Origin of the sequence: Sphingomonas caseinilytica (assembly GCF_023516455.1) — a bacterium.
GTDB classification, from domain to species: domain Bacteria; phylum Pseudomonadota; class Alphaproteobacteria; order Sphingomonadales; family Sphingomonadaceae; genus Sphingomicrobium; species Sphingomicrobium caseinilyticum.
Genome location: NZ_JAMGBA010000001.1, coordinates 543,272 through 556,680 on the forward strand (window position 1 = coordinate 543,272; position 13,409 = coordinate 556,680).

12 protein-coding genes are annotated in these 13,409 nt (G+C 63.3%); 5 read left to right on the forward strand and 7 right to left on the reverse strand.

Annotation, left to right across the window (positions count from 1 at the left end; translation table 11 throughout):
* Positions 1-16 precede the first annotated feature (16 nt).
* The gene (locus LZ496_RS02725; protein WP_249903054.1) at positions 17-307 is read left to right on the forward strand and encodes an I78 family peptidase inhibitor; all 291 of its coding nucleotides are present in this window, start codon (positions 17-19) and stop codon (positions 305-307) included.
* Here LZ496_RS02725 and LZ496_RS02730 read toward each other — a convergent pair.
* From LZ496_RS02730 to LZ496_RS02745, 4 genes are read right to left on the reverse strand one after another with little or no spacing between them, the layout of a single operon-like run.
* A complete protein-coding gene (locus tag LZ496_RS02730; RefSeq protein WP_249903055.1) occupies positions 304-1,767 on the reverse strand; it encodes a Ppx/GppA family phosphatase in 1,464 nt (487 codons plus the stop codon). The genes LZ496_RS02725 and LZ496_RS02730 overlap by 4 nt on opposite strands.
* Positions 1,767-3,893 carry an RNA degradosome polyphosphate kinase gene (locus LZ496_RS02735; protein WP_249903056.1) on the reverse strand — a complete coding sequence of 709 codons (2,127 nt, stop codon included), beginning with the start codon at positions 3,891-3,893 and terminating at the stop codon, positions 1,767-1,769. The genes LZ496_RS02730 and LZ496_RS02735 overlap by 1 nt, the downstream gene beginning before the upstream one ends.
* Complete coding sequence (locus LZ496_RS02740) at positions 3,890-4,519, reverse strand: HdaA/DnaA family protein (RefSeq protein ID WP_249903057.1); 630 nt, start codon at positions 4,517-4,519, stop codon at positions 3,890-3,892. The genes LZ496_RS02735 and LZ496_RS02740 overlap by 4 nt, the downstream gene beginning before the upstream one ends.
* Positions 4,516-5,751 carry a heavy-metal-associated domain-containing protein gene (locus tag LZ496_RS02745; RefSeq protein WP_249903058.1) on the reverse strand — a complete coding sequence of 412 codons (1,236 nt, stop codon included), beginning with the start codon at positions 5,749-5,751 and terminating at the stop codon, positions 4,516-4,518. The genes LZ496_RS02740 and LZ496_RS02745 overlap by 4 nt, the downstream gene beginning before the upstream one ends.
* 63 nt (positions 5,752-5,814) lie before the next feature.
* Here LZ496_RS02745 and purM point away from each other — a divergent pair, with 63 nt between their 5' ends.
* The 3 genes from purM (at position 5,815) to LZ496_RS02760 (ending at position 8,425) form a co-directional block, all read left to right on the forward strand.
* Positions 5,815-6,918 carry a phosphoribosylformylglycinamidine cyclo-ligase gene (purM, locus tag LZ496_RS02750; protein WP_249903059.1) on the forward strand — a complete coding sequence of 368 codons (1,104 nt, stop codon included), beginning with the start codon at positions 5,815-5,817 and terminating at the stop codon, positions 6,916-6,918.
* On the forward strand, positions 6,911-7,873 hold the full coding sequence (gene purN, locus LZ496_RS02755; RefSeq protein ID WP_249903060.1) for a phosphoribosylglycinamide formyltransferase: 963 nt from the start codon (positions 6,911-6,913) through the stop codon (positions 7,871-7,873). The genes purM and purN overlap by 8 nt, the downstream gene beginning before the upstream one ends.
* Positions 7,874-7,987: 114 nt before the next feature.
* Entirely contained in the window at positions 7,988-8,425 is a 438-nt protein-coding gene (locus LZ496_RS02760; RefSeq protein ID WP_249903061.1) for a DUF6265 family protein, read from the forward strand.
* A gap of 54 nt (positions 8,426-8,479) precedes the next feature.
* On the opposite strand, the gene ndk is transcribed toward LZ496_RS02760, so the two are convergent.
* The 3 genes from ndk to LZ496_RS02775 all read right to left on the reverse strand — a co-directional run bounded on the left by ndk (position 8,480) and on the right by LZ496_RS02775 (position 10,961).
* Positions 8,480-8,902, reverse strand: a complete 423-nt coding sequence (gene ndk / locus LZ496_RS02765; RefSeq protein ID WP_249903062.1) for a nucleoside-diphosphate kinase — start codon at positions 8,900-8,902, stop codon at positions 8,480-8,482.
* Positions 8,903-8,973: 71 nt separating this feature from the next.
* Positions 8,974-9,411, reverse strand: coding sequence for a DNA polymerase III subunit chi (locus LZ496_RS02770; protein ID WP_249903063.1), 438 nt, complete (start codon positions 9,409-9,411; stop codon positions 8,974-8,976).
* An 80-nt stretch (positions 9,412-9,491) separates the two neighbouring features.
* Positions 9,492-10,961 carry a leucyl aminopeptidase gene (locus LZ496_RS02775; protein ID WP_249903064.1) on the reverse strand — a complete coding sequence of 490 codons (1,470 nt, stop codon included), beginning with the start codon at positions 10,959-10,961 and terminating at the stop codon, positions 9,492-9,494.
* Between the two features lie 129 nt (positions 10,962-11,090).
* Between LZ496_RS02775 and LZ496_RS02780 the strand changes: the two genes are divergently transcribed.
* Positions 11,091-13,346 (forward strand): LPS-assembly protein LptD, encoded by a 2,256-nt coding sequence (locus LZ496_RS02780; protein WP_249903065.1) that lies wholly within the window; start codon positions 11,091-11,093, stop codon positions 13,344-13,346.
* Positions 13,347-13,409 lie beyond the last annotated feature (63 nt).

The window sequence follows — 13,409 nt, forward strand, 5'->3', positions numbered from 1 at the left end:
CGCGTGGAGATTGGAAATGCACCTGTTAACCGCCGGCGCCGCCGCATTCGCGCTTGCCGCCTGCACGATCGCCGAATCGGACCCTGGTCCCGGCTTGCCTCAGGGTAATTGCCGCAGCGAACCTCTCGCCCAGTTCATTGGCCAGCCCGCCAGTCAGGACCTGGGCGCACGAATGCTGTCGGCTTCGGGCGCGCGCATCATCCGTTGGGTGCCAAAGGGCGGCGTGGTCACGATGGATTTCAGCCCGAACCGGCTGACGGTGCAGCTCGACGAATCCAATCGGGTCGAAACCGCCAACTGCGGCTAGTTAAACGTCACTTCGGGACGGCGGTCCATCGAGCGCGCCAGCTGTAGCAATCGCCGCTCCACCGCCTCGGAGTAGAGCGCCCGGTACTTTTCCGGGATCGAAAGGATGACCTTGCCGGGCTTCAGGCCGATGCTGGTCTTCCGCAGGAGCGCCTCCGTGCCGCCACTCAAGCGCTGTGCGAGACGAAGCGCGCGTCCCCACGAAATCAGTCGCTCGACCTCGCCCGGTTTCAGCAGCGCCGCCACGTCCGCGCTGAAGCCGCCATCGCCACCGAATGCGCTGCACAGCGCCCGGCCCAGAACCGCCCGGCCATGCGAATTGATGCCGACCCAGTTGCCGTGCAGCGCCATGTCCACGGCGCGCTCCGCACGGAAATCGGGGTGAGCGTTCCAGGCAATGTCTGCCAATAGGCAGGCCGCCAGCCTCAGCCGCTGCAGATCGCCCGGTTCGTCCGGGAACAACGGGTCCATCCACATGTCGAGTACTGTGCCATGGTCGCCGAAACGGCCCAGTCGCTCCCCAACCTCCAGCGCCGCAGCCAGAAGCGGATCCTCTGCCCGGGTCAGCGCGTCGAGGTCGCGATAGAGCAGCCCCTCGCGAAGACCGAACGCCGAAACGCAAATCTTCCTAGGCCCCAGCACCGAGATCATCGTTTCAAGCAAGGTGACCACGGCAGGCAGGGTTGGAATGCGTGCCCCGCTGATCTGCGTGTGCGCCTTCAATTCTTCATTGTTCATGCTTGCGAGCGCGCGCCGCAGGTCCGGCAGCCGATCGGGCTGGATGCGGTGACTGTGAACAATCGGCAGCGGGTGCCCTGCCGTCTTCATGTCGAGCAGGGCCAGCGCACGAAAGGAACCGCCGACGAGATAGAGGTTACCGCCCCTTGCCGCATCCTTGAGCCTGGAATTCTTGATGCCGTTGCGAATGATGTGGGCAATGTCACCCCTCTGAGGATCCGGCCCAAGCCTCAACACGCCCAGCGGCAAGGTCGCTGCACTTCCGACCGCTCCGCGAGCGACCCCGATCAGTTCAAGGCTTCCGCCGCCAAGGTCGGCTACGATGCCCTTGGCCTGGGGCATCGCGGAGATGACGCCCAGTCCAGCCAATTCGGCCTCTTCGTCGCCACTGATCAACCTGGGTTTCAGGCCCAGTTCTGCGATTTCTTTCAGGAAGATCTTGCCGTTGGTCGCGTCGCGAACAGCGGCCGTGGCAACGGTATGCAACCGCTTCAGCCCCATTTCCTTGCCCAGCTGACGAAAGCGCGCGAGCGCTCGCAAGGTCAGATCCATGGCCTGCTCGTCGAGCTTCCCGTTCTTGGCAACTCCTCGACCGAGAGCGGCCATAAGCTTCTCGTTGAACAGCACCGAAGGAACGCGCTCGGTGCCGCCATAAGCGACAAAGCGAACGCTGTTGGAACCGATGTCGATGATGCCGACGGGACCGAACCGTTTGACTGGCATCAGCCCCTCTGCGTCAGCCGCAGCTTGGGAACGGCCTTGCCGGCCAGCGACTGCCCTCGCCCGGACAGCGAGGGGTTGGTCATGAAGTAGCGATGCAGGTTGAAGTGCCGCTTACCGGGCTTCATCCGCGTGTAACTTCCGTCGGCATTCAAGACCCAGCTCTGCTCATTGTCGATCAAATTGGCGATCATCACCTGGTCCAGCACCTGTGCGTGAACCGTGGGATTTTCGACCGGCATCATATACTCGACCCGCCGGTCGAAGTTCCGGGGCATCCAGTCGGCGGAGCTGATGTAGACCTTGGCTTTGCGATGCGGCAGGCGCGCCCCGTTGGCGAACACGAAGATCCGGCTGTGCTCCAGGAAACGGCCGACGATCGATTTCACCCGAATGTTCGTCGACATGCCGGGCACCCCCGGCCTCAGGCAGCAGACACCGCGAACGATCAGCTCGATCGACACTCCTGCCTCGCTTGCCTGGTAGAGCTTTTCGATCACCCTTTGATCGACCAGGCTGTTCATCTTCGCCCAGACCGCCGACGGCATTCCCGCCTTCGCATTGGCGATTTCGGCATCGATCAGGACCAATATCTTATCGCGCAGGCCTGCTGGGCTCAGCGTCAGCAGCTCCAGGTTCTTCGGAGGGACATAACCGGTCGTGAGGTTGAACAGCTTGGCCGCATCGCGAGCCGCCCGACGGGACGCCGTGAAGTAGCTGAGGTCGGTGTAAATCTTGGCCGTTGTCGGATGATAATTGCCGGTACCGAAGTGGCAGTAGGTACGCATCACGCTGCCTTCGCGGCGGATGACCATCGACACTTTGGCGTGGGTCTTCCACTCGACGAAGCCGTAGATCACCTGGACCCCGGCCCGCTCGAGCCTGCTCGCCCAGAGCAAATTCTGCTCCTCGTCGAACCGCGCCTTCAATTCGACGACCGCGGTTACCGACTTCCCGGCCTCCGCCGCCGCCACCAGCGCGTCGATGATCGCCGACTGCTTGCCCGCCCGGTACAGCGTCTGCTTGATCGCCACGACATCCGGGTCCTCGGCCGCCTGCCGAAGGAAGGCGACGACCACGTCGAAGCTTTCGTAGGGATGATGGACAATGAAGTCCTTGGCTCGGATCGCGGCGAAGCAATCGCCGTCATGCTCCAGGATTCGCTCTGGAAATCGCGGTGTATAGGGCGGGAACTTGAGGTCAAGACGATCGGCGTCGACCAGCTGGCCCAAATCGGCGATACCGATGAAGCCCGCGCTTTCAGCAACCAGGGCCGTATCGGCGCTCAAGCCTTCGCGGACCATCCCCTCCAGTTCCGGCGGCGTATCGGCGGCGAACTCCAGGCGGATGACCCGGCCTCGCCGCCGCCGCTTGATGGCACTCCTGAAGTAGCGGACCAGGTCCTCCGCCTCTTCCTGAACTTCAATATCGCTGTCGCGGATAAGGCGGAACGCCCCAGCGCCGATCTTCTCGAATCCCGGAAACAGCTGATCAAAATTGCCTCGGATTACATTCTCGATCGCGATGAACCGCAAATCGGTGCCGGGAAGCCTTATAAACCGTGGCAAGGTCGATGGGATCATCAGCAATTCGACCACCGGCTCCTGCGTCTTGCCGCGTCGAAGGTCGAACACCAAGCTGAACCCGCCATTGGGAATGAACGGGAATGGATGCGAAGGGTCGATCGCCTGCGGGGTCAGGACGGGCAGAATCTGTTCGCGGAAATGATCCGCCAGCCATTGAAGTTCGGCCGGCTTCAGATCCTCTTCGTTCAGCACCTCAAGGTCTTCGTCCGCCAGCGCCTGACGAAGGATGATCCATTCGGCCTGCTGCGCGACCACCAGGGAGTCGGCTTCCTCGGCGATGTCTCCCAACTGCTGGGTCGCGGTCATTCCGTCCGCGCTCAAATCCTCGATACCCTGCAGCTGGTAGCCCTTGAGGCCAGCGACGCGGACCATGAAGAATTCGTCGAGGTTGGTGCCGGAAATGGACAGGAACCGTAGCCGCTCCAGCAGCGGGTGTGCCGGGTTTGTGGCTTCTTCAAGCACGCGCCGGTTGAAGGCGAGCCAGCTGAGCTCGCGATTGAACAATCGTGCCGGAGCTTTCGTCAGATCTGGGCGAACATTCATGCCGCGCCTCGCGTATCGATGATCCCGCCCTCGCCCAGCGCCCGCCGGATCGTTGGCAGGGTCAGCCGAGAGCGCTCTGCGATCGCGAAACGGTCGATGGCCTCCACCACCCGCTCCGCCATCCAGTAGCTGCGCTCGACCCTATCGCCGATATATTTCAATGCTTCGTCTGGGATGTGCATGCCCCGATCCGCGAACAGCAATTGGATGATCGCCTTGAACAATGCATCGTCCGGCTGCTCGATCCGGGCAATCGGGGTTATTGCCAGTCTGGTTCGCAAGTCCGGCAAATTGATCTGCCAGGCCGGCGGCACCTCATCGACGATCAGTACAATGGGCTTTCCGCTGTCCTGTGCGGCATTCCAGGCGTGGAAAAGCTCTTCCTCATCATGGCGATCCGCATTCTCGAACAGGCGGCCTCCAACGCGGTCGATGAAGGTACGCGCGAGGAGCGAGCGCCCGGACCGGCGCGGCCCGGTCAGCAACGACGCCTTGACCGGCCAAAGGCTCCAGTTCCGAAAATGTTCGAAAGCCGCGCGGTTCGCCTCGGACAGGATGAAGCGGCTTTCGTCCTGTGCCTGGGGCCAGTCGAGCGGAAGCGCGATCTGGTCCTTGCTCTTGGTCATGGCTGGGCGGGCGAAGGCGCCGGCGCGACGCCGGGAGCGGCGCCTCTTGTTACGTAGAGGACGCCGCCACGGTTGGTGACTGCCCAGCCGCGCGATGAGAGCGCCGATCCAAGCGATGTCGCATCGCCTCGGAAATTGACCGAGAGATTGGCATTGCCGTTGGGCAGGGCGGCCTGGGTGACCCAGACCACGCCAGCCAGTCCCCGGATCTGGGCGACAGACTGGGCAACCGCGTTGGCGTCACCCTTTTCGATCACCAGCACTTGCACCACGGTGGCCGGCACGAGCGCCACGGCCGGACCTGCCTCTTCCACCAACTCCACTTCTTCGGGCGGCGGCGGCTGGATGATCAGGTCGGGATCGCCGCGGACAAGGCCGGCGGAATGGGCCTGGACGAACAGCTCATCCATTTTCCGCACGCCCTCGGACATCATCCGGGGCAGGTCATTGCTGTTCCGCGCGACCAGTTCGAAGCTTCCGAGGATCGTGCCGTCCGGACCGAATCGCCCGACGAATTGCGCCTTCGCCGGTCCGCCCGGATAAAGCCGGTCCACCCTGACTTCTGCGACCAGGATATTGGCGGCGCCATAAAGGTCGAGCACGTTCCTCCACCAGCCGCGGCCGGGCCGCCGGGTCTGCGCGGCGTTGACCAGCAGCGGATCGACTCCGAGCCCGCTGACACGCACATAGTCGATCGGGCTTTGCGACGTGCGGAATTGGGCCCAGGCCCGCTGCCACGGATTACGGAGTTCAACGCTCGTTGGGGTGCCGCCCGAGATCATCACCGGAATCAGCAGCATCGGCGCCGAACGTCGGATTTCACCCGCGACTCCAAGTAGCTCCGCCGAACGCGCCCGATCGAACAAGACGCCTAGCGTTGCGATATAGCGGTTGGGGCCGATCTGCTCATTCTCGACCACGATCGAGCTTACGAGCCCGTCCAGCACCGAATCCGTGAGATTCGGGGCCTGGCTGATTGGCCGCTTCGTCGTTTGCGCCCAAAGTGCCTTGAAACCTTCGCGCTGGGCCATGCGCCATCCGGCATAGCGCGCGGTATCGGCGTCCTTGCCGCCGACATCGACCTTGATTCCGGTGATCTCCAGGGTCCCGGAGCTGTCGATAGGAAGGATTCCACGTTCGCCGCTCTCCATTTGAGCGACTAGCGCCCCGCCCAATCCGGCGAGGACGAGGAACAGGGCGGACAGGAGAACGGCAGGCCGGCGCAACAGCATCAGGGGGCTTTTGGCGACAATGGCGTGGAATTCCAAGCGCGATATGGCTAGGCGGCTGGCGATATGAGCAATGATTTGTCGAAAAAGCCGCTGACCTATGCCGATGCAGGCGTTTCAATCGCCGCCGGCAATGCGCTGGTGAAGGCCATTGGCCCCCTCGCCAAATCGACCGCTCGCCCCGGCGCCAATGCCGAACTGGGCGGATTCGGCGGCTTCTTCGACCTGAAAGCCGCCGGTTACGAAGATCCGCTGCTGGTTGCGGCCAACGACGGCGTCGGCACCAAGCTCAAGCTCGCCATCGATACCGGAAAGCATGACGGCGTCGGAATCGATCTCGTCGCGATGTGCGTCAACGACCTCGTCGTGCAGGGCGCGGAGCCTCTGTTCTTCCTCGACTATTATGCGACCGGGAAACTCGACAACGAGGCCGCGACAGCGGTCGTCGCATCGATCGCGGAAGGTTGCCGACAGGCCGGCTGCGCCTTGATCGGCGGCGAAACGGCCGAGATGCCGGGCATGTATTCGGCAGGGGATTACGACCTCGCCGGTTTTTGCGTCGGCGCGGTCGATCGAGCCAAGGCACTGACCGGAAACCGCGTTGCGCCCGGCGACATTGTCCTCGGGTTGGCAAGCTCAGGCGTACACAGCAACGGTTTCTCGCTCGTCCGCCGCCTGATCGAGGTCAACGGGTGGAAGCTCGATCGCCCCGCCCTGTTCGACCAGGATCGGCTGCTCGCCGACATCCTGCTCGAACCGACGCGCATCTATGTGAAAAGCCTCCTGCCGCTGGTCCGGGAGGGCAAGATCAAGGCCCTGGCCCATATCACCGGCGGCGGCCTGCTGGAGAATATTCCGAGGGTTCTTCCGGAAGGCGCTCACGCCGTGATCGACGCGGACAGCTGGCCCCTTCCCCGCCTGTTCGCCTTCCTGCAGGCCGGTGGGTCGATCGAACCGGCTGAGCTGGCGCGCACCTTCAATTGCGGTATCGGGATGGTCGCCATCGTTCGCGAGGACGAAGCGGCGCAAATCATCGAACGGCTCGAAGCTGCCGGAGAGACCGTATTCCGGATCGGCATTGTCGAGGCAGGCGAGACTGGATGCACGGTAAGCGGCAGCGCGGACACCTGGAGCGCCCGCGAGTCCTGGACCGCGACCCATCATGGCTGAGCGAAGCCGGATCGCGATCCTCATTTCGGGCCGCGGCTCGAACATGGCGGCGCTGATCTACGCTTCCCGCGCCGACGGCTGCTCATATGAGGTCGCGCTGGTGACCGGCGACAAGCCGCAGGCGCATGGCCTGGAAGTCGCCGTGGCGGAGAGCATTGCGGTCGAAGCCCTGGACGCAAAGGCCCTTGGCCCCGCTTATTGGGACAAGCTGCATGAAGTCCTGAAAGCGGCCGATGTCGACCTGATCGCTCTGGCCGGTTTCATGCGCATCATTCCAGACGATTTCCTGGCTCGCTGGGACGGCCGCGTCGTCAATATTCACCCCTCACTGCTGCCGAAGCACAAGGGCCTGGCCACGCACGAAGCCTGCCTTGCGGCCCGCGACAAGGTGACCGGTGCGACGGTGCACCTGGTCACGCCCGATCTCGATAGCGGTGAGATACTAGGCCAGGTCGAGGTCGCGGTCCTCTCCGACGATACAGCCGAAGCACTCGCGGAACGGGTGCTCATCGCCGAGCATCAGCTCTATCCGCATATCGTCAGCCAATTTCTCGGCCGCACCAACGACTTCGACTGGATTACGGAGAAGGTCGGCGAGCTGGCATTGGCGCTACAGGAAACGACCTTCCAGACGAGCCACGGCTCGCCCGGGTGGAAGGTCGGCAGCAAGAGCGGAAGCAAATTCTTCGCCATCATGTGGAATCGCCACCACGGCGAGGAATCGATCGGCGTGCTGGTCAAATGCAGCGGCCAGGATGAAATGGCGCAGCTGATCGAGGCGGAACCGGACATCTATTTCCGGCCGGCCTATTATGGCCCGTCCGACTGGATTGGAATTGCGCTTGATCGGCCGCGAGTCGACTGGGATCACGTGTCCAACTGGCTGCATCGGAGCTGGCTGGCCATGGCCCCGCCGCGCCTTACCAAGTTGATGCGGGCCGCCGAAGAATTCTAACACACGGCTCGTCGCCCCAGCGCAGGCTGGGGCCCATGTCATGGATGCCAGCCTTCGCTGGCATGACGGGAAAAAGAGGTTCGACTTCCGTTAGGCCAACAGGAGGGATCGACGATGATCGCTTTGCTCATGCTGTTCCACGCAACGACCACACCCCAGGCCATGCCCGCTTTCCTGTCAGGCTGCTGGGAACAGCGCAGCGACGACGGCCGCTGGACCGAGGAATGCTGGACCAGCGCTCGCGGTGGCCTGATGATCGGCTCGGGGCGCGATGGCAAGGGCGACAAGGTCGGCCATTGGGAATGGATGCGGATCGAGCGCGGCGCCGACGGCTTGCTGACATTCTACGGGTCGCCAAAGGGAGCGACAGCCGTCGGGTTCAAGGCGATCGAGGCCGACGCCAAATCGATCACATTCGCCAATCCGGGCCACGATTACCCGCAGCGCGTTCGCTATGTCGTGACGGACACCGGGCTCGACGCGGAAGTTTCGCTGGCCGACGGAAGCAAACCCAATCGCTGGAGCTATCGCAGGCCCGCGAGCGGACAATGAAAAGGCCGCCGGGTCGCCCCAACGGCCTCTACATTCTGTCGAATTCGTCAGCTGTTAGCCGACGATTTCTTCCGGCTTGAAGAAGAAGGCGATTTCGATCGCGGCATTCTCGTCGCTGTCCGAACCATGGACCGAGTTGGCTTCGATCGATTCAGCGAAAAGCTTGCGGATGGTGCCCTCGGCGGCGTCGGCCGGGTTGGTCGCGCCCATCACGTCGCGGTTGAGCTTCACGGCATCCTCGCCCTCGAGGACCTGAACTACGACCGGTCCGGACGTCATGAAGGCGCACAGGTCGTTGTAGAAGGGACGCTCCTTGTGGACCGCGTAGAAACCGCCAGCCTGCTCGTTGGTCATGTGGATGCGCTTCGATGCGACGACGCGAAGGCCGGCATCTTCCAGCGCCTTGGTGACCGCGCCGGTCAGGTTGCGGCGGGTGGCGTCGGGCTTGATGATCGAAAAGGTGCGGGTAACCGCCATTTGAATGCTCCGGATTTCCAGGGGTTGGGATTGGCCGCGCCCCTAGCGGCCCAGCGTGACAAGGGCAAGGCTCAGGCCTTCTTCACCCATTTCCCATCTTCCTGCGCCCAATAGTTGCGCTCCACCCCTTCGCGGCCGGCGAGCAATTTCCAGGAAAGTCGCGCCCCTTCCAGCGTCTCCTCATCGAACAGGTAGAACGCCCGTTCATAAGCCAATGCCGAATCGCGCCATTCGCCGTCGGCGATGAGAATATTGCGGGCGAGATTCGGAGCGTCGGCACCGGTCGACAGCAAGATTGGCTGCGCAGTGTCATCAGCGCCGCCTGCCAGCCCGTGCGGGAGGAAACTGGTAGCGCCCTGATCCCACAGCAACCGGTCGAGCCGCGCGAGGAGCGCCTCGTCCGATGCGACAACCAGCAACCGCTGCTCTTCACCGAGCAACCGCCCGGCGATCGCGGCAATCACACTGTCAGGCTGGGCGCCGCCGAGCTGGTAGAAATCGACCCTCATAAGCCCTGCGTCATCGCGAGCAGCGTAGCGGCGTGGCGATCCAGCCTGGATTGCTTCGCTTTGCTCGCAATGACAGTTCCTTAGGCCTCGGCCGTGTCAGCGATGAACTTGTCGAGAAGCCGCACGCCGTATCCGGTGGCGCCCTTCTCGGCCGTGGCGGACGCCTTGTCGGCCCAGGCCATGCCGGCGATGTCGAGGTGAGCCCAGGGGGTGTTGTCCTCGACATAGCGAAGCAGGAACTGCGCCGCGGTGATCGATCCGGCCTCGCGCGGTCCGACATTCTTCATATCCGCGATCGGCGAGTCGATCAGCCGGTCATAGGCATCGCCCATCGGCTGACGCCAAAGCTTGTCGCCGCTTTCGTCGGCGGCCTTGATCAGCTGTCCGGCGAGCGTCTCGTCGTTCGAGAAGATGCCGGCATATTCATGGCCCAGGGTGATGACCATCGCGCCGGTCAGGGTCGCCAGGTCGATCATCGACTTCGGCTTGAAGGTGCGCTGTGTCCAGGTCATCGCGTCGCACAGGACCAGACGGCCCTCAGCGTCGGTGTTGATGACCTCAACGGTCTGGCCCGACATCGTCGTCACGACGTCGCCCGGACGCTGCGCGTTGCCGTCCGGCATATTCTCAACCAGTCCGCAAACCCCGACCACATTGGCCTTGGCCTTGCGTCCGGCGATCGCCTTCATCGCTCCGGCAACGGCGCCGGCACCGCCCATGTCCCACTTCATGGCTTCCATGTTCTGGGCAGGCTTGATCGAGATGCCGCCGGTATCGAAGGTCACGCCCTTGCCGATCAGTGCAACCGGCGCCTCGCCGGCCTTCCCGCCATTCCACTTCATGACGAGCATTCTCGGTTCGCGGACCGAGCCCTGGGAAACGCCAAGCAAGGCACCCATCCCGAGCTTTTCCATCGCGCCCCGGTCGAGCACCTGGATTTCAAGGCCGAGGCCCTTCACGCTTTCCGTGACGCGCTCGACGAAGCTTTCCGGATAGATGATGTTGGCTGGCTCCGTAACCAGCTCGCGGGTGAGGGCAACGCCCTCGACGACCGCGGCGTAGCGCGTGGCATAACGCTCTTCAGCTGCCTGTCCGGCACCGACGATGGTGACCGTGGTCAGCGTCGCCTTCTGCTTTTCCTTGATGCGCGTCCGGTAACGGTCATAGCGCCAGCTACGAAGCGCGGCGGCGAACGCCACGCGGGCGGCGGCATCGGCATCGAGCTTCAGACCCGTGAGGTCGATGACAGCATGCGTTTCACCCGAGGTCAGCAGGCGAGCGATCGCGGCGCCGGCGAACTTCTCCGCCGCATCGCCGTCATTGGCCTTGCTGCCCGTGCCGACAACAATGAGCCGGCGGCCGCCGTCGCCTTCCAGGAAAATTTCGACCGCCGAACCTGCATCGCCTTCGAAGCGGCTGCGCTTGAGAGCGGCGGCAACGCCGGCCTTTGCCGCACCAAGGCTGTCGAGGCCCGGCGAGGTCGAGCCGCTGGACGGAAGCACAAGTGCGAATTCGCCTGTCGGGCGGGCGTCGGCAAAGCGGATCTGCATGAACTTCCTCAAATTCAAAAAAGGTCAGGGTTTGGGCCCTTTAAGCGGCAAGTCGCGCCATGGCAAAGGGGCGACTTGTCCGAAGCCGGATTGCCGCCTTCGGCTCAAGGTGCAATAGGCGGGCTTTCCATGAGTATCGGACCGGACGGGACCTTGTTGCCAGCGCGATTTACAGGCCTCTGCTTAACGGCGCTGCCGCTGGTGTTGTGCGTTCCCGTCGCGGCGCAGGCTGCGCAAGAGCCGGTAGCTGCCCCAGCCGCGCCTCCTGCTACCGAGCCGGTCATCGAATTCAGCGCCGACGAGGTCACCTATGAGAATGAGGTGGACCTGGTAACGGCCCAGGGACGCGTGCGCATGTCGCGCGACGGCAATTACCTGGCGGCGGACAAGGTCAGCTGGGATCGTCGCAGCGGCCGGGTCTTGGCCGAGGGCAATGTCGTGATCATGACGCCCCAGGGCGACAAGCTGGTCAGCGACAAGGTCGACCTTACCGATACGCTTCGCGACGGCGCGGTCGAGAACCTGCTCATCGTCCTTGAAGGCGGCGGCAGGATCGCGGCCGAGCGCGGGTCGCGAACCGGCGATGTCACGCAGCTGGAAAATGCGGTCTACACGGCCTGCCCCGTCGTGACGGCGGCAGGATGCCCGAAGAATCCCAGCTGGAAGATCACGGCAACCCGGGTCACCCACGACAGGGCCAGCGGCCGGATTCGCTTCAATGGCGGACGGCTGACGGTTCTGGGGGTCCCCCTGCCACTGCTGCCCATCTTCAGCATCGGGGACGGGTCGGGCGAGGGTGGATTCAGCGGCGCGCTCGTGCCTGGCATCCGGGTCGACAGCAACAACGGGCTTGAGATCGATTTCCCCTACTATTGGCGGATCGACAAGAACCGCGACCTGACGATCACGCCGCATATCTACACCGGCGCACTTCCGGCGCTTGAAACCCGCTGGCGCCACCTGACGTCCAAGGGTGCCTACCAGCTTGGGGCGTTTGTCACCTACGGCGACATTCCGGATCCCGACATGGTCGACCTCACCCCGGAAGATAAGGACGGCTTCCGCGGCTTCTTCGAAGGAAATGGCCGCTTCCAGCTCGACCCCTTCTGGACGGTGACCGGATCGCTTCGTGCCGCCACCGACAAGACGGTCGCCCGGCAATATGACCTGACCCGCGACGATCGACTGCGCAGCTTCGTCAGTGCGGAGCGGATCTCCCTCGACAGCTATGTCGCCATCGAAGGCTGGGCGTTCCAGGGCTTGCGCAGCACGGACAAGCAAGGCCGGATCCCGATCGCATTGCCCGCCGTGGATGCACGGGTGCGCCTGGACGATCCTGTGCTGGGCGGAAAAGTCGAACTGCAGGCCAACAGCCTCGCGATCCTTCGCCTCGACGGGCAGGATACGCAACGCGCCTTCGCCAGCGCTCGCTGGGACATGCGGCGCTTGACGCGAATGGGTCAGGAACTGACCTTCACCGCTTTCGCCCGGGCCGACGCATATCACACCGATAATTCCGAAGAGACGGTAGTCGACATCTACCGCGGCCAGGATGGTTGGCAGTTCCGTGGAATCGGGGCTTTGGCGGCGGACCTCAAATGGCCCCTGATCGGCCAGCTTTGGGGAGGCTCGCAGCGGCTGACCCCCCGAGTCCAGCTGGTGCTGACCCCGCCGACCGAAAATCTGGACATCCCCAACGAGGATGCCCGCGCGGTCGATCTGGAGGACAGCAACCTTTTCGCCCTCAACCGCTTCCCCGGCTACGACCGGTGGGAGGACGGATCGCGCGTCACATACGGACTGGAATGGGCTTTCGACCGCCCGAAATTCTCGGTCGATGCGGTTATCGGGCAAAGCTATCGGCTGACAAACGAGCCCGTGCTTTTTCCCGACGGAACGGGCCTTACCGACCGTTTCTCGGACATTGTCGGGCGGACCCGTATACGCTTCGGCCGGCTGGTCGATGTCACTCACCGCTACCGCGTCGACAAGGATAATCTGGCGGTGCGACGGAATGAGCTGGATCTGACCGTCGGCACCGAGCTCACCTATGCCCAAGTCGGCTATCTGCGGCTCAACCGCGACATTTCCCCGACCGTTGAGGATCTGCGCGACAAGGAAGAGCTTCGGCTCGCGGGGCGATGGCAGATCCTGCCTTACTGGTCGGTATTCGGTTCGACAGTGCTCGACCTGAGCGATGAAGAGGAAGATCCGCTGAACATCGCCGACGGATTCGAACCCGTTCGCCATCGCCTCGGCTTCACTTACGAGGATGATTGTCTGGAGCTTGGCGTAGCGTGGAAGCGCGACTATGAGCGGATCGGGGAGTTCCGGAAGGGCAGTACTTTTTCCATCAACTTCGCGCTGAAGGGTATCGGCCGCTAAGCTACGGTTCAGACCGGCTTGGTAAAGGCAGTTCACATAGCGTTGGCGATAAAGGGAATTTTG

Excerpts from the sequence above, each read along its gene's own strand:
- LZ496_RS02725 (WP_249903054.1), top strand. The coding sequence starts at position 17 with ATGCACCTGTTAACCGCCGGCGCCGCCGCATTCGCGCTTGCCGCCTGC.
- LZ496_RS02730 (WP_249903055.1), bottom strand. The coding sequence starts at position 1,767 with ATGCCAGTCAAACGGTTCGGTCCCGTCGGCATCATCGACATCGGTTCC.
- LZ496_RS02735 (WP_249903056.1), bottom strand. The coding sequence starts at position 3,893 with ATGAATGTTCGCCCAGATCTGACGAAAGCTCCGGCACGATTGTTCAAT.
- LZ496_RS02740 (WP_249903057.1), bottom strand. The coding sequence starts at position 4,519 with ATGACCAAGAGCAAGGACCAGATCGCGCTTCCGCTCGACTGGCCCCAG.
- LZ496_RS02745 (WP_249903058.1), bottom strand. The coding sequence starts at position 5,751 with ATGCTGTTGCGCCGGCCTGCCGTTCTCCTGTCCGCCCTGTTCCTCGTC.
- purM (WP_249903059.1), top strand. The coding sequence starts at position 5,815 with ATGAGCAATGATTTGTCGAAAAAGCCGCTGACCTATGCCGATGCAGGC.
- purN (WP_249903060.1), top strand. The coding sequence starts at position 6,911 with ATGGCTGAGCGAAGCCGGATCGCGATCCTCATTTCGGGCCGCGGCTCG.
- LZ496_RS02760 (WP_249903061.1), top strand. The coding sequence starts at position 7,988 with ATGATCGCTTTGCTCATGCTGTTCCACGCAACGACCACACCCCAGGCC.
- ndk (WP_249903062.1), bottom strand. The coding sequence starts at position 8,902 with ATGGCGGTTACCCGCACCTTTTCGATCATCAAGCCCGACGCCACCCGC.
- LZ496_RS02770 (WP_249903063.1), bottom strand. The coding sequence starts at position 9,411 with ATGAGGGTCGATTTCTACCAGCTCGGCGGCGCCCAGCCTGACAGTGTG.
- LZ496_RS02775 (WP_249903064.1), bottom strand. The coding sequence starts at position 10,961 with ATGCAGATCCGCTTTGCCGACGCCCGCCCGACAGGCGAATTCGCACTT.
- LZ496_RS02780 (WP_249903065.1), top strand. The coding sequence starts at position 11,091 with ATGAGTATCGGACCGGACGGGACCTTGTTGCCAGCGCGATTTACAGGC.